The sequence below is a fragment of the Dickeya poaceiphila genome (genome assembly GCF_007858975.2).
GTDB classification, from domain to species: domain Bacteria; phylum Pseudomonadota; class Gammaproteobacteria; order Enterobacterales; family Enterobacteriaceae; genus Dickeya; species Dickeya poaceiphila.
This window is the reverse complement of sequence record NZ_CP042220.2, coordinates 2,689,318-2,713,439: the sequence shown is the minus strand read 5'-3', so window position 1 is coordinate 2,713,439 and position 24,122 is coordinate 2,689,318. Positions and strand designations below refer to the sequence as shown.

Annotated in this window: 18 protein-coding genes, 1 tRNA gene and 1 pseudogene; 6 read left to right on the top strand and 14 right to left on the bottom strand. The window is 52.2% G+C overall.

Annotated features, from left to right (window positions below):
* Window positions 1-225: 225 nt before the first annotated feature.
* The 3 genes and pseudogenes from Dpoa569_RS12035 to Dpoa569_RS12025 form a co-directional block, all read right to left on the bottom strand.
* Window positions 226-975: an SDR family oxidoreductase gene (locus Dpoa569_RS12035; RefSeq protein ID WP_024108537.1), complete on the bottom strand. Its 750-nt coding sequence runs from the start codon at window positions 973-975 to the stop codon at window positions 226-228.
* Window positions 976-978: 3 nt separating this feature from the next.
* Window positions 979-2,181 carry an MFS transporter gene (locus Dpoa569_RS12030; protein ID WP_227983034.1) on the bottom strand — a complete coding sequence of 401 codons (1,203 nt, stop codon included), beginning with the start codon at window positions 2,179-2,181 and terminating at the stop codon, window positions 979-981.
* Between the two features lie 49 nt (window positions 2,182-2,230).
* Window positions 2,231-2,374 (bottom strand): annotated as a pseudogene (locus Dpoa569_RS12025) (STY4526/YPO1902 family pathogenicity island replication protein); the annotation flags it as partial.
* 129 nt (window positions 2,375-2,503) lie between these two features.
* Here Dpoa569_RS12025 and Dpoa569_RS12020 point away from each other — a divergent pair.
* A complete protein-coding gene (locus tag Dpoa569_RS12020) occupies window positions 2,504-3,706 on the top strand; it encodes an IS256 family transposase (protein ID WP_146410909.1) in 1,203 nt (400 codons plus the stop codon).
* 92 nt (window positions 3,707-3,798) lie between these two features.
* On the opposite strand, the gene Dpoa569_RS12015 is transcribed toward Dpoa569_RS12020, so the two are convergent.
* The 3 genes from Dpoa569_RS12015 to Dpoa569_RS12005 form a co-directional block, all read right to left on the bottom strand.
* A protein-coding gene (locus Dpoa569_RS12015; protein WP_146411395.1) for an IS3 family transposase occupies window positions 3,799-5,312 on the bottom strand; the annotation gives its coding sequence in 2 pieces (ribosomal slippage) (window positions 3,799-4,850 and window positions 4,850-5,312; 1,515 coding nt in all).
* A complete protein-coding gene (locus Dpoa569_RS19620; protein ID WP_042871649.1) occupies window positions 5,287-5,505 on the bottom strand; it encodes an AlpA family phage regulatory protein in 219 nt (72 codons plus the stop codon). The genes Dpoa569_RS12015 and Dpoa569_RS19620 overlap by 26 nt, the downstream gene beginning before the upstream one ends.
* 156 nt (window positions 5,506-5,661) lie before the next feature.
* The gene (locus Dpoa569_RS12005; RefSeq protein WP_042871647.1) at window positions 5,662-5,958 is read right to left on the bottom strand and encodes a helix-turn-helix domain-containing protein; all 297 of its coding nucleotides are present in this window, start codon (window positions 5,956-5,958) and stop codon (window positions 5,662-5,664) included.
* A 196-nt stretch (window positions 5,959-6,154) separates the two neighbouring features.
* On the opposite strand from Dpoa569_RS12005, the gene Dpoa569_RS12000 reads away from it, so the two are divergent.
* Entirely contained in the window at window positions 6,155-6,823 is a 669-nt protein-coding gene (locus Dpoa569_RS12000) for a helix-turn-helix transcriptional regulator (RefSeq protein WP_042871645.1), read from the top strand.
* A 25-nt stretch (window positions 6,824-6,848) separates the two neighbouring features.
* Entirely contained in the window at window positions 6,849-8,147 is a 1,299-nt protein-coding gene (locus Dpoa569_RS11995) for a cytosine permease (protein WP_042871643.1), read from the top strand.
* 101 nt (window positions 8,148-8,248) lie between these two features.
* On the opposite strand, the gene Dpoa569_RS11990 is transcribed toward Dpoa569_RS11995, so the two are convergent.
* The 5 genes from Dpoa569_RS11990 to cuyB all read right to left on the bottom strand — a co-directional run bounded on the left by Dpoa569_RS11990 (window position 8,249) and on the right by cuyB (window position 15,147).
* A complete protein-coding gene (locus Dpoa569_RS11990) occupies window positions 8,249-9,544 on the bottom strand; it encodes a tyrosine-type recombinase/integrase (protein ID WP_146411392.1) in 1,296 nt (431 codons plus the stop codon).
* A gap of 161 nt (window positions 9,545-9,705) precedes the next feature.
* Window positions 9,706-9,781: transfer RNA gene (locus Dpoa569_RS11985), tRNA-Asn, on the bottom strand.
* A gap of 199 nt (window positions 9,782-9,980) precedes the next feature.
* Window positions 9,981-13,088 carry a beta-galactosidase gene (locus Dpoa569_RS11980; RefSeq protein ID WP_050569427.1) on the bottom strand — a complete coding sequence of 1,036 codons (3,108 nt, stop codon included), beginning with the start codon at window positions 13,086-13,088 and terminating at the stop codon, window positions 9,981-9,983.
* Window positions 13,089-13,269: 181 nt separating this feature from the next.
* The gene (locus Dpoa569_RS11975) at window positions 13,270-14,343 is read right to left on the bottom strand and encodes a LacI family DNA-binding transcriptional regulator (RefSeq protein WP_042869728.1); all 1,074 of its coding nucleotides are present in this window, start codon (window positions 14,341-14,343) and stop codon (window positions 13,270-13,272) included.
* An 87-nt stretch (window positions 14,344-14,430) separates the two neighbouring features.
* Window positions 14,431-15,147, bottom strand: coding sequence for a cysteate racemase (cuyB, locus tag Dpoa569_RS11970; protein ID WP_042869730.1), 717 nt, complete (start codon window positions 15,145-15,147; stop codon window positions 14,431-14,433).
* Between the two features lie 151 nt (window positions 15,148-15,298).
* Between cuyB and hypT the strand changes: the two genes are divergently transcribed.
* Window positions 15,299-16,192, top strand: a complete 894-nt coding sequence (gene hypT / locus Dpoa569_RS11965; protein WP_042869732.1) for a hypochlorite stress DNA-binding transcriptional regulator HypT — start codon at window positions 15,299-15,301, stop codon at window positions 16,190-16,192.
* Window positions 16,193-16,241: 49 nt separating this feature from the next.
* On the opposite strand, the gene Dpoa569_RS11960 is transcribed toward hypT, so the two are convergent.
* Window positions 16,242-17,534 carry a dicarboxylate/amino acid:cation symporter gene (locus Dpoa569_RS11960; RefSeq protein WP_042869734.1) on the bottom strand — a complete coding sequence of 431 codons (1,293 nt, stop codon included), beginning with the start codon at window positions 17,532-17,534 and terminating at the stop codon, window positions 16,242-16,244.
* Window positions 17,535-18,428: 894 nt separating this feature from the next.
* Between Dpoa569_RS11960 and flhA the strand changes: the two genes are divergently transcribed.
* Complete coding sequence (flhA, locus tag Dpoa569_RS11955) at window positions 18,429-20,600, top strand: formate hydrogenlyase transcriptional activator FlhA (RefSeq protein WP_050569428.1); 2,172 nt, start codon at window positions 18,429-18,431, stop codon at window positions 20,598-20,600.
* Between the two features lie 62 nt (window positions 20,601-20,662).
* Here flhA and fdhF read toward each other — a convergent pair whose 3' ends face one another.
* Both fdhF and Dpoa569_RS11945 read right to left on the bottom strand, forming a co-directional pair.
* Window positions 20,663-22,813 carry a formate dehydrogenase subunit alpha gene (gene fdhF / locus Dpoa569_RS11950; RefSeq protein ID WP_042869737.1) on the bottom strand — a complete coding sequence of 717 codons (2,151 nt, stop codon included), beginning with the start codon at window positions 22,811-22,813 and terminating at the stop codon, window positions 20,663-20,665.
* 34 nt (window positions 22,814-22,847) lie between these two features.
* Window positions 22,848-23,390, bottom strand: coding sequence for a 4Fe-4S dicluster domain-containing protein (locus tag Dpoa569_RS11945; RefSeq protein ID WP_042869739.1), 543 nt, complete (start codon window positions 23,388-23,390; stop codon window positions 22,848-22,850).
* A gap of 467 nt (window positions 23,391-23,857) precedes the next feature.
* Here Dpoa569_RS11945 and dhiT point away from each other — a divergent pair, with 467 nt between their 5' ends.
* The gene (gene dhiT / locus Dpoa569_RS11940) at window positions 23,858-24,115 is read left to right on the top strand and encodes a type II toxin-antitoxin system toxin DhiT (protein ID WP_042869741.1); all 258 of its coding nucleotides are present in this window, start codon (window positions 23,858-23,860) and stop codon (window positions 24,113-24,115) included.
* Window positions 24,116-24,122: the final 7 nt, after the last annotated feature.

Below are 24,122 nucleotides of genomic sequence, written 5' to 3'. Positions count from 1 at the left end.
TTTTTCAGGAGAAGACAGGCCGGAAACTCTACTTTACGCCAGTACTGAACAAAGGGAAGAGGTCACCCCAAGGACCTTTCCCGTTTCCAAGCATCTGACAATGACGGATAAAGGCTTACGGTCACTGATAATGACCATTAGAGCATTAAAGTCATTCAAACCGGTCTCGATGGAGATAATCTGGACAGCGTTTGGCTATCAGCACTGCGTTATATCGCTATACCTTCATTTTCCTCCGGCCAGATCGATAAAACTGCCTGTCACATACGAAGCTTCATCGGATAACAACCAAGCTATGGCTTGCGCTACTTCTTCAGGATGACCACCGCGTTTCATGGGCAGGCTATCTTTAACACGATCGACCCGCGCGGCTTCGCCACCGTCGGCATGCATATCGGTGTAAATAAATCCGGGGCGTACGGCATTGACGCGAATACCTTGACTCGCTACCTCCAAAGACAAACCGATAGTCAAGGTGTCGATTGCACCTTTTGAGGCGGCATAATCTACGTACTCATGCGGAGAGCCGAGGCGGGCCGCTGCGGAAGATACGTTTACGATGGCACCGCCTTTGCCGCCATGGCGGTGCGCCATGCGCTTAACAGCTTCGCGTGCGCAGATGAAACTGCCACTGACGTTGGTGGCGAATAGTGTCGCTAGGCGCTGTGCGTTTAGCTGTTCGATCGAAGCTTGAGGCATCAGCATTCCGGCGTTGTTGACCAACCCGGAGACAGGGCCCAAATCTTTGTCTATCTGCTTAAATAACGCCACTATCTGCTCTTCCTGGGAGATATCGGCCTGTACGGCGATAACTTCTCCGCCGGAATGCCGGATCCTTTCCACGACTTCGTGCGCGCAGTCTTCACGCGTTCGATACCCGATGCAGATTTTATGTCCCTTGTTTGCTAGGCAGAGCGCGGTCGCTCGACCGATGCCGCGATCACCGCCAGTGATCAGAGTAACCTTGTTGTTCATACCTTATTCTTCCAGTCTGTGCTTTATTTTCTTCTTGTTTATCAAAATTAAAACGGCAATGCTCAGGCAAAATAGCGCCATCATGATAAACACCCCTTTACCCGACCACTCTAACAGCGCTCCGCCAACAAATGGCCCCAAAGACAGACCCAGCACGACCAGTGTCGAGGCACCTAAATACGCGCCACGATAGCGTTCCGGCGCAAGGCGATCGAGCAAAATGCTCAAATTAGGCAACAGAATAGCTTCCGCGATGCTGAATACCATTGCGCATCCTCCCCACCAGAGCGTGCTGGTGGTGTCGTTGGCCCAAAACAGCATTTGGGAAAGTGCAAAAATCAAGGTGCCAATCATAATGCGTTGTTCGAGCGGAGTGTTGGCGAACAAAGGCACCAGATAAAATTGGGCGACCAGTACGGTAAGGGCGTTGGTCACCAAAATTACCGTCACTACATCAACTGCGCGTACGGTGTCCAGCATTAATAGATATTGCGGTACGATCGATTCGATCTGCGCATATACCAAATAGCAGAGAATGCTGCTGATCAGGACAATGATATAGATATTGTCTCGGAATATAAGTCGAACGACTTGCCAGGCAGGCATTCCTTCATCATGAGACTCTTTGGCACTATCGTGATGCAACGGCTTGCCCGGCGGAATACACCATAGAGAAAAGAGTAAAAACGGAATGTAAGAGAATGCCGTGAGCAAAAACGTGCTTTTTTGCGAGTTTAGGCCAAAAGTAATGCCAATGAGGGGGCCGCTTACTGCCGCGATGTTGACCGCGAAGTATCGAATTTGCAACGCCAGCTCTCTCCGTTTTGGGTCCTGCAGTAAATCGCTCATGAGGGCGCGGCTGGGGGCGTCTATCCATGAAAACGAGATGCCGGTCAATAAAAGACCGAAGGCGAAAACGAACACGCCATTTGCCAGCGCAATGCCTGCATAGCCTACGATCGCCAGCAGGCAGCCCAGTACCAGCAGCGTTTTTCTGCCTAAGCGATCAGACAATGAGCCCCCGTAAATTCCTAATATCACCGAAATCAACGCGCAACCTGACATAAGGCTGCCTATCGCCAGCGGCGTAAGTTGATAAGTGCGCGTCAGAATAATGGATAAGAATGGCCAAGCCATAAAGTAGCTGAGACGGGTGAGTAAAGTGAAAAACAGCAAGATAGAGACGTTTCTGGGAAAGGTCGCCAACGTTTGTCTCATTGTCAGGTCAGCACTGCATAACGTCGTGCGATCTTTCGATAAACAGTTCGTCGAGGGAGAGCTGATTGAGGGCATTTAATTCGTCAAATGTGAACCCTAACGTCTCACAATAACGAAAATTACCGTCCTTGAGCGCAGCAAGGGCGTTTGTTAACACCGCATAATTCAGCGAGGGGATCATAAGACGATATCCTCCATCAGCGCATTAAGCGGTTAGCTAATTTGAGATTAATCCACTCGTCAATTTCAGATTGGGAGTGTTAGAAATTCTGTGTCATTCCGGTAATATACAATCAAAAAGGAATGACATATGTCCCAGCCCTTCGATTTCGATAAAGCGCTTAAAGCCCTCCAGTCCGGTCAGGCATTAACGGGCAAAGATGGTATCTTAACGCCTTTAATCAAACAGTTAACGGAAGCTGCCCTCTCTGCGGAACTGGACTCTCATCTGGCTCAGGACGTTGAAGCTAACCGTAAAAATGGCTCCGGCAAAAAGACCATTAAAGCCCCGACGGGCAGCTTCGAACTGGCGACTCCGCGCGATCGTAATGGCACTTTTGAACCCCAGTTGGTGAAAAAGCATCAGACCACGTTATCCGACGAGATCGAACACAAGATCATTCGCCTGTTTGCACTGGGGATGAGCTATCAGGACATTAGCCGGGAGATCGAAGATTTATATGCCTTCAGCGTGTCCACTGCCACCATCAGTGCAGTAACCGATAAAGTCATCCCTGAACTAAAACAGTGGCAACAGCGCCCGCTGGAGCAGGTTTATCCCTTCGTCTGGCTGGACGCTATTCACTATAAAATTCGGGAAGATGGCCGCTATCAGAGCAAAGCGGTTTACACCGTGCTGGCCCTGAATCTGGAAGGTAAAAAGGAAGTTCTGGGCCTGTATCTGTCAGAAAGTGAGGGGGCTAACTTCTGGCTGTCGGTATTAAGCGACCTGCAAAATCGCGGTGTTAAAGACATTCTGATTGCCTGCGTGGACGGGCTGACCGGCTTCCCAGAGGCAATAAACAGCATTTATCCGCAGACGGAAGTGCAGTTGTGCGTCATTCATCAGATACGCAATTCGATTAAATATGTGGCCTCAAAGCACCATAAAGCCTTCATGACCGACCTGAAGCCAGTCTACCGTGCAGTGTCAAAAGAAGCGGCCGAAATGGCACTGGATGAGCTGGAAGCGAAATGGGGGTTGCAGTATCCGGTGGTGCTCCAGTCGTGGCGACGCAAGTGGGACAATCTGTCAGCGTACTTCCGCTATCCGGCAAATATCCGCAAAGTCATTTACACCACAAATGCTATCGAATCGGTGCACAGACAGTTCAGGAAGCTGACCAAAACCAAAGGTGCTTTCCCGAATGAAAACAGTCTGTTGAAGCTGCTTTATCTGGGGCTGATGAACGCACAGGAAAAATGGACAATGCCCATCCAGAGCTGGAATTTGACATTGTCACAGTTGGCCATTTATTTTGAAGGGCGACTAAATAACGTGATGACGCTGTAGAATTTTTAACGTGACACAGAATTCTGAACGCTCTCTTCAGATTCGAGCCAGGCTACCGGTAAGTGTCAAGATAGTTGGCACCCCCGGTTGATTTAGGCTGCCTTTTTTTCCCGTTCCGGATTCAGCATTACCTTGCCTACCGGATGCCAGTTTCGTGTTCTGCCAGACCAGCGTTCAGGCCGTTCCGCTTTTGCCTTTTTGTACACCTCATCCCGATTTTTCAGCAACACACCGTCTTCTCCACGATGTCGCTGACCCGGCGTCACATACCTGATGCCGCTATGTCTGTGCATTTCGTTATACCACTGAGCAAAAACCTCTACCCATTCACGCGCCTCCTCCAACTTGCCGAACCCTGATGACGGCCACTGCGGGACATATTTCAGTGTCCGGAACAGCGACTCCACATACGCGTTATCGTTACTCACCCTCGGCCGGCTGTGAGAGGGTGTTATCGCCAGCTCGTGTAGCTTCATTTGCAACGTCTGTGATTTCATCGCCGCGCCGTTGTCCGCATGAAGTACCGGCGGGTTTTGCCAGCATCCTTCCCGAAGGACCGTGCGTTGTATCAGGGCTGCCGCCTGCTCACCACTTTCAGTTTCATGCACTTCATATCCCACGATTTTTCGGCTGTAGAGGTCTTCCACCAGATACAGGTAAAACCAGCGCCCCTTTACGGTTGACGGAACCCATGTAATGTCCCATGTCCACACCTCATTCGGCCCGTTGGCCTGCCAACTCGTAGCCGGGGTGACTTTCTGCGCTGCCCGTTGCCGTCCCCGGCGATGCACCTCTCCATGACGACGCAGTACCCGGTAAAAGGTTGACTCGCTTGCCAGATAAATCCCCTTATCCGCCAACGCCGGTACGATTTGTGAAGGGGGGAGGCTGGCGTAGTCTGGCTGATGGCACACTGCCAGTATCTGTTGCTCTTCTTGTTCACTTAACTGGTTCACCGGGGAGGGCCTGACCGCGCTGACACGCTTGTCCTCCCACGACGTTTGCCAGCGTCGCCACGTCCGCTCACTTAATCCAGCTTCAGCGAGCGACACGGACAATCGTGCACCTGACGCCATCGCTTCCCGCACGTGACCGATGAGGGCCTGCCGTTCTGCTGCTGGTGTCAGTCGTCCTCGTCGGTGACGCCGTAGTAATCCCGCAACTGCTTTCGCAGCACCAGTATCGCCGCCGCCTCCGCCAGTGCTTTTTCCTTACGCGCCAGTTCGCGTTTGAGTTGCTTAATTTCTTTCTGGCTCTGTTTTAGAGCGGCTTTGTCACCGGGCGACGATACCTGCAAAAAGCCTTGTTTCCACTGACTAATCTGTTCCGGGTAAAGCCCTTTTTTACGGCAGTATTGCGCGAGTTCTGTTTCGCTGAGTGTAGCTGTTTCGATAATCACAGCCAGCCGGGCTTCGGCTGACCATTGGTCTGTAGTTTTGTCTGCCCCCGGCACCGGTATTCCCTCTGCTTTCGCCTTGTTACGCCAGTAATAAAGGGTAGCTTCCGATATCCCTTCCATCTGCGCAACTGCGGTGACGGTCATGTTGTAGGGCGGCAGTAATTTAGCCAGTGCGGCTGATTTACGTTCTGGTGAAATACGCTTCACGCTCTGTTCCCATCTTGTCATTAGTATTTTCGATGGGGGTGACAACTATCCTGACAGAGGGGGCTACGCTGGCGGGACCAATCTTTATTGAAGCCGGAAAGGCTCCGTCTTTCATATACAAATAGATTTGCGAGCGCTTCAGGCCGGTTTTTTCTTCCACTTGTCTCAGACGTAATAATTGATGAGATGTCATAGGTTACTCCAGTGCAGAATGGCATATGCCCGGAGACGACAAAAAAACACAGCGAGGGATGGAGTGGAAGTTGATGAGCCCGTATTACGGATATCACCATCCTTAATACGGACTTTTAGACTGTATCGCGTAATTATTTTTTGTATAACCCAGAGTTTATTTAACCAGAATAGGCTGCTCGAAATAATCGACATTATGTTGCTTATTCCGCATTCTTTTTTTTCTGTCAATCAGAACTCCATTATCAAAATATCGACTGGGCCAGATATCTTCAGGTGGGACACCTATAGCAGTGGCAATTAGCCATTCACCTTTTGGCCAGGGGCGAAACAATGCATTCGCTAAGGTGGTCGAACTCAAACCCGCTTTGCGTGATACTGCCGACATAGAGGTACCTTTTTTCCTGAGTTCGGCAATAATATCGGCATTGTGCCAGTCTTTTTTGATATCCATAGATTACCTCATGTTAAATTAATTAACAGGCTAATTAAGTAATATAAAGTAATAACTCTATTTCATGATTGAAGTTATTCAGAAAAAGATAATAACCAGTTTGGTTATTTATAAAAAGAGTCGTTAAGACTCTATGTAACAAGAATTATTTTGATATAAAGTGTGAATGGTTTAAGTTTTCAATAAAGGATGAAGCATGAATAATTTGGGTGGAATAATTACTGTGCTGGATAATCTACGGGAACCTTGGGGGATTAAAGATCTCGACTCAAAGAGCATCTATATGAATTCTGCTGCCTATGCCTATACCAACACACCGAAAAATTTTAACGTTGAAGGCAAACTGGATGCTGAATTCCCGGTTGGCTGGGCTGATTTTGCTGATGAAATGGTGGAGCATGATCGGCGTACCCTGCAGGCCAATGGAGAGCGTGTTATCGTTATCGAAACCTACAACTGGTTTGACAGCCCCGAGCTGGTTCCCTACCAGTGCGAAAAAATCCCGCTTTTTTCCGAAGAAAAGGAGATAATCGGTACGCTCTGGACATCCCGCCCGATACGGACGTTATCCCCGGTCTACCTCTCAGCCAAACAGCGCGCTCCGGTTGAGTGGACAACCAGTTATGAAGGGCCGTTCAGTGCAACTGAAATGGAAACCCTGTTTTTATTGCTGTGCCAGTTCTCCAAGGAAGAGATTGCCGCCAGACAAAACCTGTCAAAGCGAACGATTGATAATCGAATTCAGCGGATGTATCAAAAAGTGGGGGTGCATAATCTCAGGCAATTCGAAGAATACTGCTATCAAAATAACCTGCATGGGTATATCCCTCCCAGCTTACTTGTTAAAGGCACCCTTTTCTTATAATCAGCACGATTAAAACAGGAATGGCATGAACAGTATTAATGATTATCCGGTCAGTCGTGTGCCAGTGACGGCAAGACTTCCTTTTCTGAATGTTGCTTTGGTTTATCTTGGCATGCTGACCGCACTGGACCAGTTTATGTTGGGGGCAGTGTTAGGGCATTCAATGACACTCGGCGACGCTTTTCTGGCAATTGTTGTCGGCAGTGCGATTTTTGGTGTCGTCACACTGGGGCTGGGTTATGCGGGGATGAAGGAAGGGCTGTCCGGTAGTTTGCTGGCACGATGGTGTGGTTTTGGTCGTGTAGGATCGGTACTGATTGGCGTGACCGTTGCGGTTAGTCTTATCGGATGGTTTGGCGTCCAGAACGCGGTATTTGCCCACTCACTGAATTTTGCGTTGGGCGACAAGCTTGGGTTTGGCTGGTCTGCTGCATTATCGGGTGGAGCACTGACGCTACTGGTGACATTTGGCTTCAGTGCGTTGCGATATACCGCCCGTATTGCTGTCCCGCTGTTTATTCTGGTTGTGGCCTATATTTCGGTTATGACCCTGACAGGACACAGTTTTAGCCAGTTACTACAAGGGGCAGGGGCGGGTGCTGCAGTCTCAGTCAGTGCCGGTGCGACAATGGTTGTAGGTGGTTGTATTGTTGCCACTTTGATTACGCCGGATCTGACGAGGTACGTTCGCAGCGGACGCCATGTTTTCTGGATAACCATGCTGACCATTATTGTCGGTGAGTTCATCGTTAACGGTCTGGCTATACTGATAGCGCGTGCGCTGAATACTGCCGATATTGTGACAATCATGTCGCAGACGGCAGGTGGAATAGGGCTGGTCACCGTTGTTTTTTCCACGTTGCGTATCAACGATATCAATTTGTATTCGTCTGCGCTGGGAGTTGCCAACGCGATAGAAGGCCTGTGTGGTAAAAAGTTGGGTTATAAATCCATCACCCTGACTATTGGGGCTATCGGCACTACTTTATCTGTGATTGGTATATTAGATAGATTTGTTGATTTTCTGACACTGCTTGGCGTGTTTTTCCCGCCAGTGATAGGGGTCATGCTGGTTGATTATTATGTTTTAAGGAGTAGCCGAGCGTTGCTGGATGCCAGCCGTCATCGCGGTGAGCTTCCTGATAGCGCTTCGCATATTGGCTGGTCGGCAATTATTGCCAGTCTGGCAGGCGCAGGTATCGGGTTTTATACAACTTGGGGAATTCCGGCACTGAATTCACTACTGGTAGCCAGCCTGTTCTACTGGCTGATGAAAGTCAGTACCCGCTATACTCTGAGAACCGCCGTGACTGAAACACATTGATGAACAGGCCCCATCTTTTCCGGGGATTATTTATGGCTCACGCTGATTTGCGATGAGCCTATTTTTAAATCGGCTGTCAAACTAAAGGGCAGAGCCTAATCCTAATGAATCTTCTTGCTTCGAAATAACTCAAGCACGTCTTCCCTGCATTCTTGCGCATAAACATAGGGTGCAACGTATCTTTCCCGGTTCATATCCAGATAATCAGACCACCATTGCATCATCGCTTTTCGGGCATCCAGATATTCCGCTTTATGGATGTACGCCGCTCGCACGCTGTTGCGTTCCTGATGGCTCATCTGGCGCTCAACTGCATCTTGTGACCACATGCCGGATTCCATCAGGGCGCTGCAAGCCATTGCCCGAAATCCGTGGCCGCAGATGTCATTTTTGGTGTCATAACCCATCAGACGCAACGCTTTATTGACCGTGTTTTCGCACATCGGCTTATATGGATTGTGATCACCGGGGAATACCAGCACCTGATGCCCGGATATGTTCCGTATCTGTTTCAAAATAGAGATGGACTGACGGGAGAGGGGAACGATATGCGGGGTACGCATTTTCGCGCCACGCCCGGAATAACGCACGCCGGGGATAGCTTCACGGGTGGCGGGAATAGTCCAGATGTGGTTTCTGAAATCAATTTCCGACCAGCGGGCAAAACGCAGTTCGCTGGAGCGGATAAACAGATGCAGGGTGAGCGATACGGCCAGCCGGGTTAATTCCCGTCCTTGCTGGTAGTCCTCAATCTGAGTCAACAGTTCCGGTAGTTGCTCCAGCGGCAGGGCAGGGTAGTGGCGTTTAACAGATGGGGCGATAATACCGTCCAGACTGGCCGCCGGATTATTTTCAATCAGTTCCTGATGCACGGCATGGCGCATGATGTTGCACAGGTGCTGCCGGGTACGGGACGCCACTTCCAGCAGCCCTTTTTTCTCGATGCCTTTCAGCAGGCTGATGAAATGACGGGGGTTCAGCTCCGTAACAGGCAGGTGCCCGATGACCGGAAAGATATGGTTGTTCATGCTGGCAAGCAGACGGGCGGCATGGTTCTCCGACCATGTCCGGTTGCTCTTGTGCCAGTCCAGCGCTACGTCCCTGAATGATTTTTCTGGTGAGCGGGGTGCTTTTTTTGCCGCTCGCTGGTGTGCGGGGTTGATATTCTGCGCCAGCAGTTTACGGATGCCGTCACGCTGTTGACGCGCCTCAGCCAGCGACACATCGGGGTAGGCACCTAAGCCAAGACGGGATTCTTTTCCGTTGATGCGATATTTGAGATACCAGAGACGCGAACCACCGGGATTAACCAGCAGGTACAAACCGTGTGAATCAGATACTTTGAAAGGTTTTGCTAAGGATTTTACGTTGCGGATTTTTGAATCATTAAGAGACATGTGGGGGTCACTCCGTCATCGAACCAACCTGACCCCAAATCTGACCACCAAATTCTCCCGATGCAGAGGGAAAACTGAAAATGCATCGGGAAGATATTTCACGCTAACTTATTGAATCCGAATCATATAAGGATTCGCAAAGCCGCATGAAAACAAGAATTTGGCTCCTCTGACTGGACTCGAACCAGTGACATACGGATTAACAGTCCGCCGTTCTACCGACTGAACTACAGAGGAATTGCTTGAACGGGGCGCATAATAACGGGGTCTATCGTGCATGTCAAAGGTGTAAACCACATTTTTTACGCGTTTGGTGAGGTAATGCGCAATATGCTGGTTTTTTCACACGTTCATCGTGATTGAGCCGGGCTTTACACGGTGTTGCGGTGTTAGAACAGCAGGCTGGCAGCAAGGTGATGCCGCCAGCCTGAAGGGATTATTGCAATCGCAGTTGCAACTGGTAGCGGTAACGGGGAGCGGTCAGCAGATAATCCGGTGCAACGCTTGGACTCCATGAGTCATCGCCGCCAACACCCATATGGAAACCGTCCAGATTAAGCCAGGTGCCCGGTTCTGGCTGCAGCAGATGGTGATGAGTGCAATCCATCAACTGCTGCAGGCTGTAGCGGCCAATACCGAAATGGAAATCGCCTTCGATAAGCCAGTCGCCGTAGCGCAGTTCCTGGGTATGGCAACGCAGGCCGTTTTCCGATGGGAAAATGTATGGTGTGTGCATCGCTTCCAGTGGTTGTTGCCAGCGGCCATGCAGCGCGGCAAGACGGCGATCAGGGTAGTTTTCGTGTGGGCCGAGTCCCAACCAGCTTACCTGTGGGTTGACTGCCGCCAGTTGAACGCAGAGGCCAACGCGCGCCAGTGAGGGCAGGTGACGAGCCACCTCCACTTCTACGCTCACTGTCAACACGCCTTTCGCGTCAATTCGCCACTGTTTACGGCTGATAAACAGCACCTGTTGCTGATAATGACCGACGTGTTCGGTGGTGATCAGCACGCTATCACTGGGCGTGTCGGCGTGGATCTGCTGGCAGTCGGTGTCGTACCGGTACAGTCCGGCCAGTTTCCAGCGCTCGACCCAGGCGTTTGGATCAATACGGTCCACTTCGCTGATGCCGATGTCGTTATCCAGCGGCGCGCGCGCCAGATTATCCTGTAACGGACTGAGTAACTGCGGTTGTCCATCGCGCCACCACTGCGTCAACAGTCCGCTATGGCGGTTGAACGCCCAGCGCTGCTGACCGTGGATGACCTCGAACTGGTCGTCAGTCTGGTTTAACGTTGGGCATTTGCCATCGTCACGACGTGGCGTTGAGCGCGCCAGCGGCATCGGCAACTGCCATTGATCCCAGGCACAGCGATGACCAGCCGGTGACCAGTCGGTTGCGTTTGGCTGAACGACCTCTACCGTCAGCCACATGTCGGCGTGGTGCTGCGGGGCTGGCATCTGTTCCAACAGGGTGAGTGTCTGACTGCCTTGCGGTGCGATATCGAGCGTTACCCGGCCTGATGCCAGTTGCACGTCATCTTGCATGATGCGCCAGTGCAGTTCTTCATTATCACTGTGGCGGAACAGGTATTCGCTGGTCACTGTCAGCGTCAGCGGGGCATCGTCATGATGGCTGAACTGGAAAAACTGCTGGGCGCGCTGGGCTTCATACAGCGCCGGGTGCGGCGTGCGGTCAGGGAACACCAGACCATTGAGGCAGAACTGGCGGTCGTTGGGTTTATCGCCGAAGTCGCCGCCATAAGCCCATTGTGATTTGCCATCGTGTTCGCGCACCAGCGCCTGATCGACCCAGTCCCAGACGAAACCGCCTTGCAGACGCGGATACTGGCGGAATGCCTGCCAGTAACGGTCAAACCCGCCAAAGCTGTTGCCCATGGCGTGTGCGTATTCGCATAGAATCAGCGGGCGGTTTTCTCCCGGCATACCAATCCATTTTTTGATTGACCACTTCGGCACTGCCGGGAAGGGCTGGTCTTGATCCACTCTGGCGTACATCGGGCACAAAATGTCAGTAGCAGGCGTATTGGCACCGCCGCCTTCGTATTGCACGGGGCGGGTTGGGTCCTGCTGCTTCACCCACTGGTAGAGTGCACTATGGGTAGTACCGTAGCCTGATTCATTACCCAGCGACCAGATAATAATGCAAGGGTGGTTGCGGTCGCGTTGCACCATACGGGTGACACGTTCAGCGTAAGCGGGTAGCCAGCGCGGGTCGTCAGACAGACGGCTCATCGGCTGCATTCCGTGAGTCTCTATGTTGGCTTCGTCTACCACGTATAGCCCGTAACGGTCACACAGCCGATACCACAATGGGTGATTAGGATAGTGCGAGCAACGTACGGCGTTGAAGTTGTGCTGCTTCATCAGCAGAATGTCCTGGCGCATGGTGGCTTCATCAATGGCCTGGCCGTGTTGCGGGTGATGTTCATGGCGGTTAGTGCCACGAATCAGTAACGGTTGGCCGTTGAGTAGCAGCAGTCCATTGCGGATAGCAACGTCGCGGAAACCGACATCATAGGCTTCTGCTTCCACCAGCGTGCCATCGGCGTGCTCCAGCGCCACCACCGCCCGGTACAGATTGGGTTCTTCCGCACTCCATAACGCCGGTTGTGCGACCTCCAGTTGCAGGTTCACTCTGTCGTGATAAGCGCCGCGTTCATCGATAGCCGGTGTGCCAAACGGCGTGCGGCGTTCGCCGATCAACTGTCCGTTGCGCCACAGTTGTACATACAGTTGCCATGCCTGTGCTTCCGGCAAGTTAGCCTGAGCGGCGACACACAGAGTACCTTGCGTGTAGCTATGGCGTAGCGGGGTAGTGAGTTGCACGTCACACAGATGTACCGCCGGTTTGTGCAGCAGGTAGACATCGCGGTAAATACCGCTCATGCGCCACATGTCCTGATCTTCCAGATACGTACCGTCAGACCAGCGCAGCACCATCACCGCCAGCCGGTTTTCTCCCGCTTGCAGGCAGGACGTCAGATCGAACTCTGCCGGCAGTCGGCTGTCCTGAGAATAACCGACCCATTTGCCGTTACACCACAGATGGAAGGCGGAATTAACGCCGTCAAACACGATACGGGTTTGCCCTTGCGCCAGCCAGTCAGCGTTAACTGAAAATGTGAGCGAATAACAGCCGGTAGGGTTGTCTTGTGGTACGAACGGCGGGGTGACCGGTATGGGGTATTTGACGTTGGTATAAATAGGAGCGTCGTATCCAGCCAACTGCCAGTTAGAGGGCACAGTGATGGAATCGGCATCATTCAAATCCTGGGCTAACCACTGTTCAGGTACGGCTTCCGGGCGAGGGAAATAGCTGAAGGTCCATTCGCCATTCAGCATCTGGCGACGATTGGACGGCTGGTCATCGCGTGCGGCGTCGAGATCGCGCCAGCTGGAAAATGGCGGATGGGCATCCAGACGACGAATGTGAGGACAAGCCGGATTTTCCCAGTCGCGTCTGGCCAGAATATCCGCCAGTGAGATACCCGATAGAGGAATGTAAGCGGAAGCAGTAGACATAAAACAAGCTTTCCTTGATTAACTGAAAGTGGGTGGCCGAAAGAGCCTGACAGGCGGATAAACAAGATTTGTTATTCGCTCACAACTTTATTGGCAGGATCGCGGCTTGCAGACGGGGAGTAAAGTGTAGAGACGCCGGAAAGTGGTGTTGATCACAAAACCGGCGTCGCGGGAGGATGGATTAGCGCTGTAGTTGTCGCGCCAGTGTAATCAGCTGTTGTGCGACATCTTTGGGCGACAAGGTGGAAGGCCGCCAGGCTGCGGTGGTCTGACGGGGAATCAGCGTGGTTTTCAGCCGCAACGGGGCTGGGGTCTGCGAGTGTTGCAGGCATTCCAGCAGCCGGTTGACACTTTCCCGCCCCAGTTGCCGGAAATCCTGACGGATGGTAGTCAACGGCGGCTGAAAATAGGCGCTGTCGCGGGTATCGTCAAAACCGATCACCGAGATCTGTTCCGGTACGCGCAGGCCATATTCGTGGATGGCTCGTAGCACGCCCAGTGCCATTTGATCGTTGGCGACGGCAATCGCAGTCGGACGAACCGGGTTCGCCAGCAGCAGATGTGCCTGCTGATAACCGGCACTGGCGCTCCAGTCGCCTTCGGCAATCGCGCAAGGCGTCAGCAGGTGCTCGGCCAATGCCTTTTGCCACCCTTCGAAACGCAGCCGCGCAGAAACGGAGCTTTGTGGTCCGGTGAGTAATGCAATTCGCCGATGACCTAGCTCTACCAGATGATCGATAGCCAGTTTTGTGCCCTGTTGTGGGTCGAACATCACGCTTGGCAGAGTGGCGGTAGGGGGCGTATCAAGAAACAGTGCCGGCGTGGTGTCGCACAACTGGTGGATTTGCTCTGCCGTCTCTTGTTCCAGCGGTACGTTGATAATGACGCCGTCCACCCGCTGCGACAGCAGTTCATTTACGGCACACTGGGCGTCATTGCCATCGCTGGAACGTAGCATTGAAATCACGACGTTGAATCCCAGTTCGCTGGCGGTGGTTTTAATGGCGGCGGCAATCTGGGAAGGCGCGTGCAGCGACAGGTCGATTGTTGCCAGCCCGATGGTGGTGGTGCTACGACGTGCCAGTTGCTGTGCCACCCGGTTGGGGATGTAGTGGAGTGCCGCCATCGCCTGTTCCACTTTTTCCCTTGTACTGACAGAGACATGAGGTGCCTGATTCAGCACCCGTGAGACGGTTTGATACGACACTCCGGCATAAGCCGCCACGTCATTGAGCGTTACTGGTTTCGCTTTCATGGTTCTCTGTTAATCAGCCCCTACAGTGTTATCTGGCGTAATCATAACAAATGCTGGTGATGTCATACTGTGGGTAACAGAGAAAAATTATGCGGCAACCGGCGGGTGCGTCACCTGCTGATAATACCAGTCGATGGCTTTTTTGATCAGCGCGTCGGTGGCATCCAGATAAGCATCAGGTGTGGTGCTCACCTCCGTCTCCAGAATGAGTGGTAGTTCGGTGCAACCCAGAATGATTTTTGCTACTCCCTGTTGATGTAGCGAGGCGACTACCGGCAGCAATAAGGTTCTGGCCTGGGCAATATCGCCAGCCTTGTAAGCGTAGATGCTGTTCATCACCGCATCCTGCTGCTCGCTGGTGGGTAAGGTGCAGTCTACCTGCTGGCTGGCCAGCGCGCGCTGGTAAATCTCGCCGCGCACGGTGGCGGTGGTGGCCAGAATGGCAACGTGCCGGATGTGCTGTTCGGTCACTTGCTGGCAGGTCGCGTCAATAATACTGATCATGTCCACCTGGGTATGCCGCTTCAAATCGTCGAACCAGTAGTGCGCGGTATTGCAGGGGATGATGATGCAGGTGACCCCTGCGTTTTCCAGAATCCGCATGTACTCAACCATTTTCTTCAGCGGTGACGGGCTGTGATTGAGAATACACTGGGTGCGGTCGGGAATATCCGGGATAGACACGGCTATCATCGGAATGTGTTCCTGATCCTTGCGAGCTGGGGTATTCCGGATAAGTTTTTGCATAGCATCCACGGTCGCACCTGGTCCCATGCCGCCAAGAATACCAATTACAGGGTTCATGTTTTCCGCCTCGTTAAGGGTCGGTTGGAGTGGAAAAATCATCGCACAGCGCCCGAAAATGTGAATTGCGAAATTCCCATCAGCTATGTATTTTCTGCATAATTTGGTTGGTATTATGCATATCATGCGTTTTTCTGAAAGGCGTCTAACAATGTTAAATAATATTGAAACCAAATGGTTATATGATTTTCTTGCCCTGGAGGAACACCGTAGTTTTACGCTGGCAGCCGAGACGCGAAACATTTCTCAGTCGTCGTTCAGCCGGCGTATTCGTGCGCTGGAAGAGGCGGTGGGATTTGATATGTTTGACCGCGGCGCACAGCCGCTGCAACTGACCGAGCAGGGCAAGATTTTTCACGCTCATATCCGCAATACCCTCGACGATCTGGAATATCAGATTCATAAACTGCACGGCGGCAGCCACTACAAAAACAAGATTACCATTGCGGCGGCGCATTCTCTGTCGGTGTTTGTGATGCCTGAATTGCTCAACGCCGTGCCGGATGTGCAGGAAAAAATCTTCTATGTTGAATCAATTGACGTGGATGACGCGGTACTCAACCTGAAGGAAGGGCGCAGCGATTTTATTTTCTCGTTTTATAACGAGGAACTGATGTCTGAGCCGTTTCGCCATACCCACATCATGGACTCCACCTTGTACCCGGTTTGTGCCTGCGACGCGTCTGGCAAACCGCGGTTTGATGCCCGTGCTGCCATGCTGCCGTTGCTCAACTACACCGACACCAGTTACATGGGGCGTCAGGTCAACCGTTATCTTTCCACGCTGTCATCTGAGCGTTTTACCGTCAGTTTTGTCTCCTCAATGAGTGACTTGCTTAAACGCATGGTGAAGCAGGGCCACGGTATTGCCTGGCTGCCGGACTACGCGATCCGCGATGAACTGGCGCACAAGGAGCTGACCGTGCTGAAGCTGGATAACGCAGTGATGAAAATGCAGGTCTATCTATATCGGCTGGATGCACGGCTTAATGTGGCATCGGAGTCATTCTGGCGGGCGATGACGGCGTTGCGCTCAGCGCAATGAAAAACAGCGGCCAGATGGCCGCTGCGTGTATCGTATGATTCCGTGTGGTTCAGGCGTCTTGTCTGGCCTGCTGTAGTGTGACTTCCGCCTCTGCCAGATCCTCTTCATCGTCGGTGATGCCTTTTTCCAGGCTAGCCACCACGGCGGTAGAGATACTGTTGCCGATAACGTTAGTCGCGGTACGGCCCATATCCAGGAACTGGTCGATGCCAAGAATCAGCAGAATACCGGCTTCCGGCAAGTTGAACATCGGCAGGGTCGCGGCGACCACTACCACGGAAGCACGTGCGACACCCGCCATCCCTTTACTGGTGATCATCAGCGTCAGCAGGATCAGGATCTGCTGGGTGAAGCTCAGGTCAATGTTGTACGCCTGAGCAATGAACAGGATGGCGAACGACTGGTACATCATGGAGCCATCCAGGTTAAAGGAATAACCCAACGGCAACACGAAACTGGTGATTTTCTTCGGTACACCGAAACGGGACAGGGCGTCCATGGTTTTTGGGTAGGCTGATTCGCTGCTGGCGGTGGCGAAGGCCAGCATGGTGGGTTCACGAATCAGGCGCGCCAGCACCGCGATGGAACGGCCGAGGAAAGCGTAACCCACCAGGAACAACACCGCCCACAGCAACGCCAGACCAAGATAAAATTCGCCAATCAGTTTGCCGAAGTCATAAATCAAGCCCAAACCCTGTGTCGTAATGGCGGACGCAATGGCAGCGAAGACGGCGATAGGCGCCAGCGCCATCACGTAGTCGGTGACGCGGAACATCACTTTGGCCAATTCTTCAATGGTGGAGAGAATAAAGTTGGCCTGCTTATGGTGGTGTTTGACATAAGCCAGAGCAGAACCGAAGAACAGCGAAAACACCAGAATCTGCAGGATTTCATTGTTCGCCATCGCTTCTATGATACTTTTCGGGAAGATATGGCTGATAAAGTTCTTGAGTGTGAAACCATCGGTATTCAGACCGGTGGTGACGTGGTTGACTGGTGCGACCAGATTCATGCCGACGCCGGGCTGGAAGAAGTTCGCCAGCATCATGCCGATCAGTAACGACAGGAAAGACGCCGTAATAAACCAGGTCATGGCTTTCAGGCCGACGCGGCCCACCGCAGAAGAGTTCCCCATGCTGGCCAGACCGGAAACCAGGGTGGCGAACACCAGCGGTGCGATGATCATTTTGATCAGACGCAGGAAAATATCGGTAGCCATATTAAAGTAAGACGCCACTTCCTTGGCTCGTGTGCCATCCAGATAAGTGTGGCATACCCAGCCAATCAGAATACCGAGCACAATTGCCAGCATTATCTGTATTAATAACTTCTGCCTTTGCATATAAACCTCATGTCAATGAATGTACCCAGACAACACACAGTGTTATTGCAGCGTAGCGGTCAGAGATGCCGTGAGACATAGCAAGCCGATACTCTGATTTGTTTATGGGGTGTTGTGTCTGCCGCGCGGGATATTACAACGAAATCGATTACTTGCCTTTTTTTTCTGCAAATAAAATGAAATACATCACTGAATGGGGTCAAAAATGGGCTGTATCCTTATTGATTGTAGGTAAATGGCGAGTGGTCTGTGTCTTCGTAATTTCTGATAATTAATTGATTTTTATTTGTATTTTATTTTATCAAGGACAGTTGACAAGATGGTTTTTGTATTAAACATAACTTTTTCTTATATCTTGGGTTGAGTCAGTAATAAATCCAATAACTGTTGTCAGCTCATTTTTATCCACTGGCGATGTTATTATTGCCAGGTGATCTGAATAATTAATAAACAACGCCCCCTTTCGTTTATTCATAAAAATAGAATCCGGTAGAGCACTGAAAAATCTGTATTACACATGAATAAAACAGCAGTAAATTTAATGGCCTGTTTAAATTGAGTGTGGTTAGGTTGCAAATGTTTCAATTATTGTTTTGGTGTGATTCTGGTGTTGCTGCTTGTTAGGCGTTTACTGGTAAATCAAGGTGCGAAACCCTATATTGACTCGCTGAATTGCGATGGTGCCTTATGTATAAAATGCACCCTAAATTATAAATTCATCTTATGATTCACTCTGTGGTGACTATGACTGCTTATCGGGTGACCGGTTATCGCCCGTTTGCCCCGGTTTAGCACGATTCAGATCAAGCTATTGGTGAGGCGGCGTGTCATTTCGTCACCGAAGCTCTTACACTATTCACCCACACTATCTATGGAATTTGGATTACGGTGGTTATGGCAACACGACTGACAGACTCCCCATCCCGGCTGTCTATTTTGTGGCAGGACGCCTTGCTGAAAATTTCTCAGTCGCTGTTGCAACAGCGTACGATACCTGACCTGTTGCGGACGCTTGACGGTATGTCGTTCTCGGTGGTGCGGTTTGGCCGGGTGAACCTTGTCCTGCTTGATCCGTTGCATAACCAGATGCATTTTTACCGCCATGATCGTGAGTCTGGGCAGACTCAGTGCAGCGAAGAAGCGATTCTGCTGGCCAGTGGCCCTGGCGGCGTGGTGTGGAGTACACAGACCGCGCTACATTGCGACCGGACACATTTTCAACGCGACTTTCCCCACCTGACTGACCTGCCGGCCTACATCGGATTAAGCGACTACTGCCAGTTGCCGCTGTGTGGCACTCATCGTGTGCTGGGTGGAGTGGAATTTCTCAAAACCGACGGCAGCCGCTTTACCGACAGCGAACTGGATTTCTTTCAGGCGTTGGCTGGGGTAGTGGCGCTGGTCGTGGAAACTATTCGTGAGCGCGAACAGGTACTGCAGGAAGAAGAGCGGTTGCGCCATGAGCGTGATCACCTGCGTATTCTGGTGGATGTCACCAATACCGTAATTTCCAAACTGGAGCTGAAGGCGCTGGCGTTGGAGGTATCGCGCGAGATTCATCGTTTCTTCGGCATCGATTTTATCGCACTGGTGTTAAAGGACGGTGAAGGGGAGGCGAGTTCGCTGAAGTATCTTGCTACCGTTTACCCACAGTCTGGTGCGCCGAAAACGATGCAAGGCGAGGTGGAGCGAGCGCAAACGCTGGCTGACGACGTCATGGCACAACATCAGCCGCAATTGCTACAGGTAACGGAGCGCCTTAACACAAGCGAACCTCGTCCGCTTTGCCAGTGGTTTGATCGTGCATTGTCTCACGCCTGCCTGCTGCCGCTGGCATTCGGTAACCGGACACTGGGCGTACTGGAGCTGGCGCATCGCTCGCCGCTGGCAGTCAGCGAGGCGGATCTCCGGTTGTTACAGCAGATTGCTGCACGTATCGCCATTGCGCTGGATAATGCGCTGGCGTATGAGCAAATTACCCGGCTGAAGGATTCATTGATCCATGAAAATTTCTACCTGACGGAACAACTGACCGAACATATCCATCAGCGCAGTGGCGACGAGTTCGGCGAGATTATTGGCCGTAGCGCAGCGATTCGACAGGTACTGGAGCAGGTGGCGATGGTGGCCGCCAGCGACAGTACTGTGCTGATTCTGGGAGAAACCGGCACCGGTAAAGAGCTGATTGCCCGCGCCATTCATAGTCTGAGCCAGCGCAAATCACAACGCATGGTGAAAATGAATTGCGCCGCTATTCCCTCTGGCCTGTTGGAAAGCGATCTGTTCGGGCACGAAAAAGGGGCGTTTACCGGTGCGACCAGCCAGCGTCAGGGGCGGTTTGAACTGGCGGATAACAGCACGCTGTTTCTGGATGAGGTTGGAGATATTCCGCTGGAGTTACAACCCAAACTACTGCGGGTGCTTCAGGAGCGGGAGATAGAGCGGCTGGGTGGCAGCAAAATCATTCCGGTAGATGTTCGGTTGATTGCCGCGACTAACCGCGACCTGAAACAGATGGTGGCGGATAGGGAATACCGTAGCGATCTCTATTATCGCCTCAATGTGTTCCCTATCGTCATTCCACCATTACGTGAGAGGCCGGAAGACATTCCACTGCTGGTGAAATTTTTCACCCGTAAGATTGCCCGACGAATGAACCGCACTATCGACAGCATTCCATCCGAGATGCTGCGTCAGTTGAGTCGTTTACCCTGGCCCGGCAATGTACGGGAACTGGAAAATGTGGTGGAGCGAGCGGTTATCTTAACGCGTGGCACCACACTTAATTTGCAGATGGATGAACTACAACACCATCTGTCGCCGCTGGATGTGCCAAAACCCTCTCACCACGACATCGCATCGCCAATTGAAGCTGGAAAATCGCGGCCATTGGATGCGGACGAAGAGTCCGAGCGTGAACGCATTATTCGGGTATTGCGGGAAACCAACGGTATCGTCGCTGGCCCGAAAGGCGCTGCCGCCCGGCTTGGACTTAAACGCACCACGCTGTTGTCGCGTATGCAGCGAATGGGGATTTCCGCCAGGGAAATTGAAGGGATTTCGTGAGTAATACGATGCGGTTTTGAAAGGAATTGCAGCCCTCGCCAGCAGGAGAGGGCTGCAAGGGATTAACCCGCGACTTCCGCTTCTTTACGCAGACGAGCTTTTAGTGCGCTGTACTCCTGTCTGACGTAGTTTTCCGCCCAGTTCTGGTCGGCGATCGGTTCCAGTTTCACCGCGCAGTGCTTGTATTCCGGCGTCTTGGCGATGGGGTCTACTTCATCCAGCGTCAGTTCGTTACAGGCGCCAATCCACCACTGGTAAGTCATATAAACCGCACCTTTGTTGATGCGTTCACTGACCATCGCCCGGCTGATCACCTTGCCACGGCGTGATGCCACCCAGGTGAGCTGCTGGTCGCGGATGCCAAGGGCTGCCGCGTCTTGCGGATTCATCTGCACGTAGCCCGGCTCATCCGCCAGCGTTTGTAGTGCGGTACAGTTACCGGTCATGGAACGACAGGAGTAATGACCGACTTCGCGCACCGTCGAGAGCACCAGCGGGTAGTCGACGTCGGTTTGCTCCATTGGCGGATGCCATTCTGTCGCAAACAACAACCCTTTACCGTTCGGGCGGTCGAACTTGTTGCCGGCGTACAACCACGGCGTGCCGGGGCTGTCTTCGGTCAGACACGGCCACGGTACGTAACCCAGGCCCGCCATTTTATCGTAGGTAGCGCCGTAGTAGAGTGGGCACAGATTACGCAACTCATCCCAGATTTCCTGAGTATTGTTGTAATGCATCGGGTAGCCCATGGCGGTTGCCATCAGGCTGATGATTTCCCAGTCCGGTTTCACGTTGCCTTGCGGTTCCACCGCTTTGTAGAACCGCTGGAAACCTCGGTCGGCGGCAGAATACACCCCTTCATGCTCGCCCCATGAGGTAGCGGGTAAGATCACGTCCGCTACTGCGGCGGTCTTGGTCATGAAGATATCCTGAACGATCAACAATTCCAGTTGGTTGAAGGTTTCACGCACTACCGACAGGTCCGGCTCGGTTTGCAGCGGGTCTTCACCCATCAGGTAATTGGCTTTGATCTTGCCTTCTTTGATCATGTGCGGCACGTCAGTCAGCGAATAGCCGATACGGTCAGACAGTGTTGGCACGCCCCAGGCTTTGGCGAATTTTTCGCGTACGTCCGCATCAATCACTTTCTGGTAGCCAGGGAACTGGTTCGGCAGTGCGCCCATGTCGCAAGCGCCCTGTACGTTATTCTGACCACGCACCGGACCGACGCCCACGTTCGGGCGGCCAAGGTTCCCCGTCAGCAACGCCAGACCGGACAGACCTTTCACCACATCGACCCCTTGGGTCCACTGGGTCACGCCCATACCCCACAAAATGGTGGCGGACGGAGCGGCGGCATACATGCGAATGGCATCGCGGATCAACTGCGGGTCGAGCCCGGTGATGTCTGCTACGTATTCGGGGGTGTATTTCGCCACGATGGCGCGGTATTCATCAAACCCTTCGGTGTGCTGCGCCACGAAATTCGAGTTATACAACCCTTCGTTGATCAACACGTTGGCAAACGCGTTGACCAGCGCCATGTTGGAGCCGTTTTTCAGCGGTAGCCACAGGTCGGCGATGCGGGCAGTTTCGATGTGACGCGGGTCGCAGACGATGATTTTGGCGCCGCGTTCTTTGGCTTTAATGATGCGGCGCGCCACGATGGGGTGGGAATCGGCGGCGTTGTAACCAAACACCAGAATGCAGTCGGTCTTTTCAATTTCGCAAATCGAATTACTCATTGCCCCGTTGCCCAGCGTAACCTGCAAACCGGAGACGGATGGACCGTGGCAGACGCGGGCACAACAGTCGATGTTGTTGGTGCCGGTGACCGCGCGGGCAAATTTCTGCATCACATAGTTGGTTTCGTTACCTGGACCGCGGGACGAACCGGTGTGCATGATAGAGTCCGGCCCGTATTTCTCTTTAATGGCTTTTAGACGGGAGCTGGCGAAATCGATAGCGTCTTCCCAGGATACCACTTCAAACGGCGCGCCTTTCTGGCGACGGATCATCGGTTGTTTCAATCGTGGGGTTAACAGCTTGGTATCGTTGAGAAAATCCCAGCCGTAATAACCTTTTAAGCACAGCTCGCCTTCGTTGGTCAGGCCGTTAGCACCTTCCGCGCCGACGACCTTGCCATTTTCCACCAACAGGTTAATTTTGCAGCCTGACCCACAGTAAGGGCAGACGGTAATCACTTTCTGCATGACATTGCTCTCCTTCATCGTACCTACGGCACGCTCAGAATTTCATTTCCGCGGCTTCATCAAGTGCTGCGCGCCGCTGTTTACGTAGGATCATCTCCTGAATGTCGTCCCGGCTTATCAGGCGCAGGGCGTTGGTGGGGCAGACTTCGACACAGGCCGGACCGTTGGCGCGTCCCTCGCACAGGTCGCACTTGTGCGCTTCCGCCTTGATGCAGTTGCCCAGTGTCTGATAATGGCTGATGCGTGCCACCGGTTTACTGATCACCGTCATGGCACCGTACGGACAAGCCACCACACAGGTTTTGCAACCGATACATTTCTCTTGTTGTACCCGGATATGATCGCCGGCATGAATGATCGCCCCATTCGGGCAAACATTGGCACAGGGGGCATCTTCACAGTGACGGCACTGAATCGTGGTGCTGACATTCAGCCCCTTCACCACTTTTAATCGCGGTGTGAAATGTTCTGTAGACAACGATGACGGGTTGCCATCGCTGTGAGCCAGCACACAAGCGACTTCACACGTGCGACAGCCAATACATTTCCTGGGGTCTGTTAAAACGAACCGGTTCATGACTGGGTCTCCTTCCGCGGCTCTGGTGGACAAAGGGTTATGTCGATGACATGGTCACCGACACATCGCCATGCAATAAGCAGGCTTTATGCCAGAATGAATGCTTATGGTTTAATTGTTTGATTTTAAATTAATTTAATATGATTTTCCGGAGGGGCGATTTTTGTGGCTGGCTGATGACGAGTGTCAATTGACGGGGGTTCGGCATATTTGACGACAGGCCGATGAAAACAAATCTGTTGCAAAGCGCGTTCCATATCTGAAAACAGCTTATCGAGGTGAGAAGGTCTGGCATTTATTGTGATGCCAGAGCGATAGCGGCTTACCTGCTCATTTAGCGGTGCGCAATGGCTTTTTCATTTTTCAGTGAAATCAGCATGAAGTTTTTTACAGGCGATAAGACTGAAAATAAGACTATTGTATCCCTTGGGATACGGTGTTATATTGTTCATTGACAAGGAGTGCCAATGCCTGAGATTGACAGACTGGCGGGGTTAATCTTCCATTTGTACTTTTACGATGATGATCGGCACCACCTGCCGCATGTGCATGTCTGCTACGGCAATCATGAGCTTATCATCAATATTGGTAACGGAATCGAGATCGAAGGATATCTGCCAAATAACAAGCGCAAGCTGGCGCTTTCGCATATCAGGGCACATCGGAAACAACTGCTGAATATGTGGGAACGGGCGGTAGTGGGAAGAAATCCGGGAAAACTGTGAGGTGATT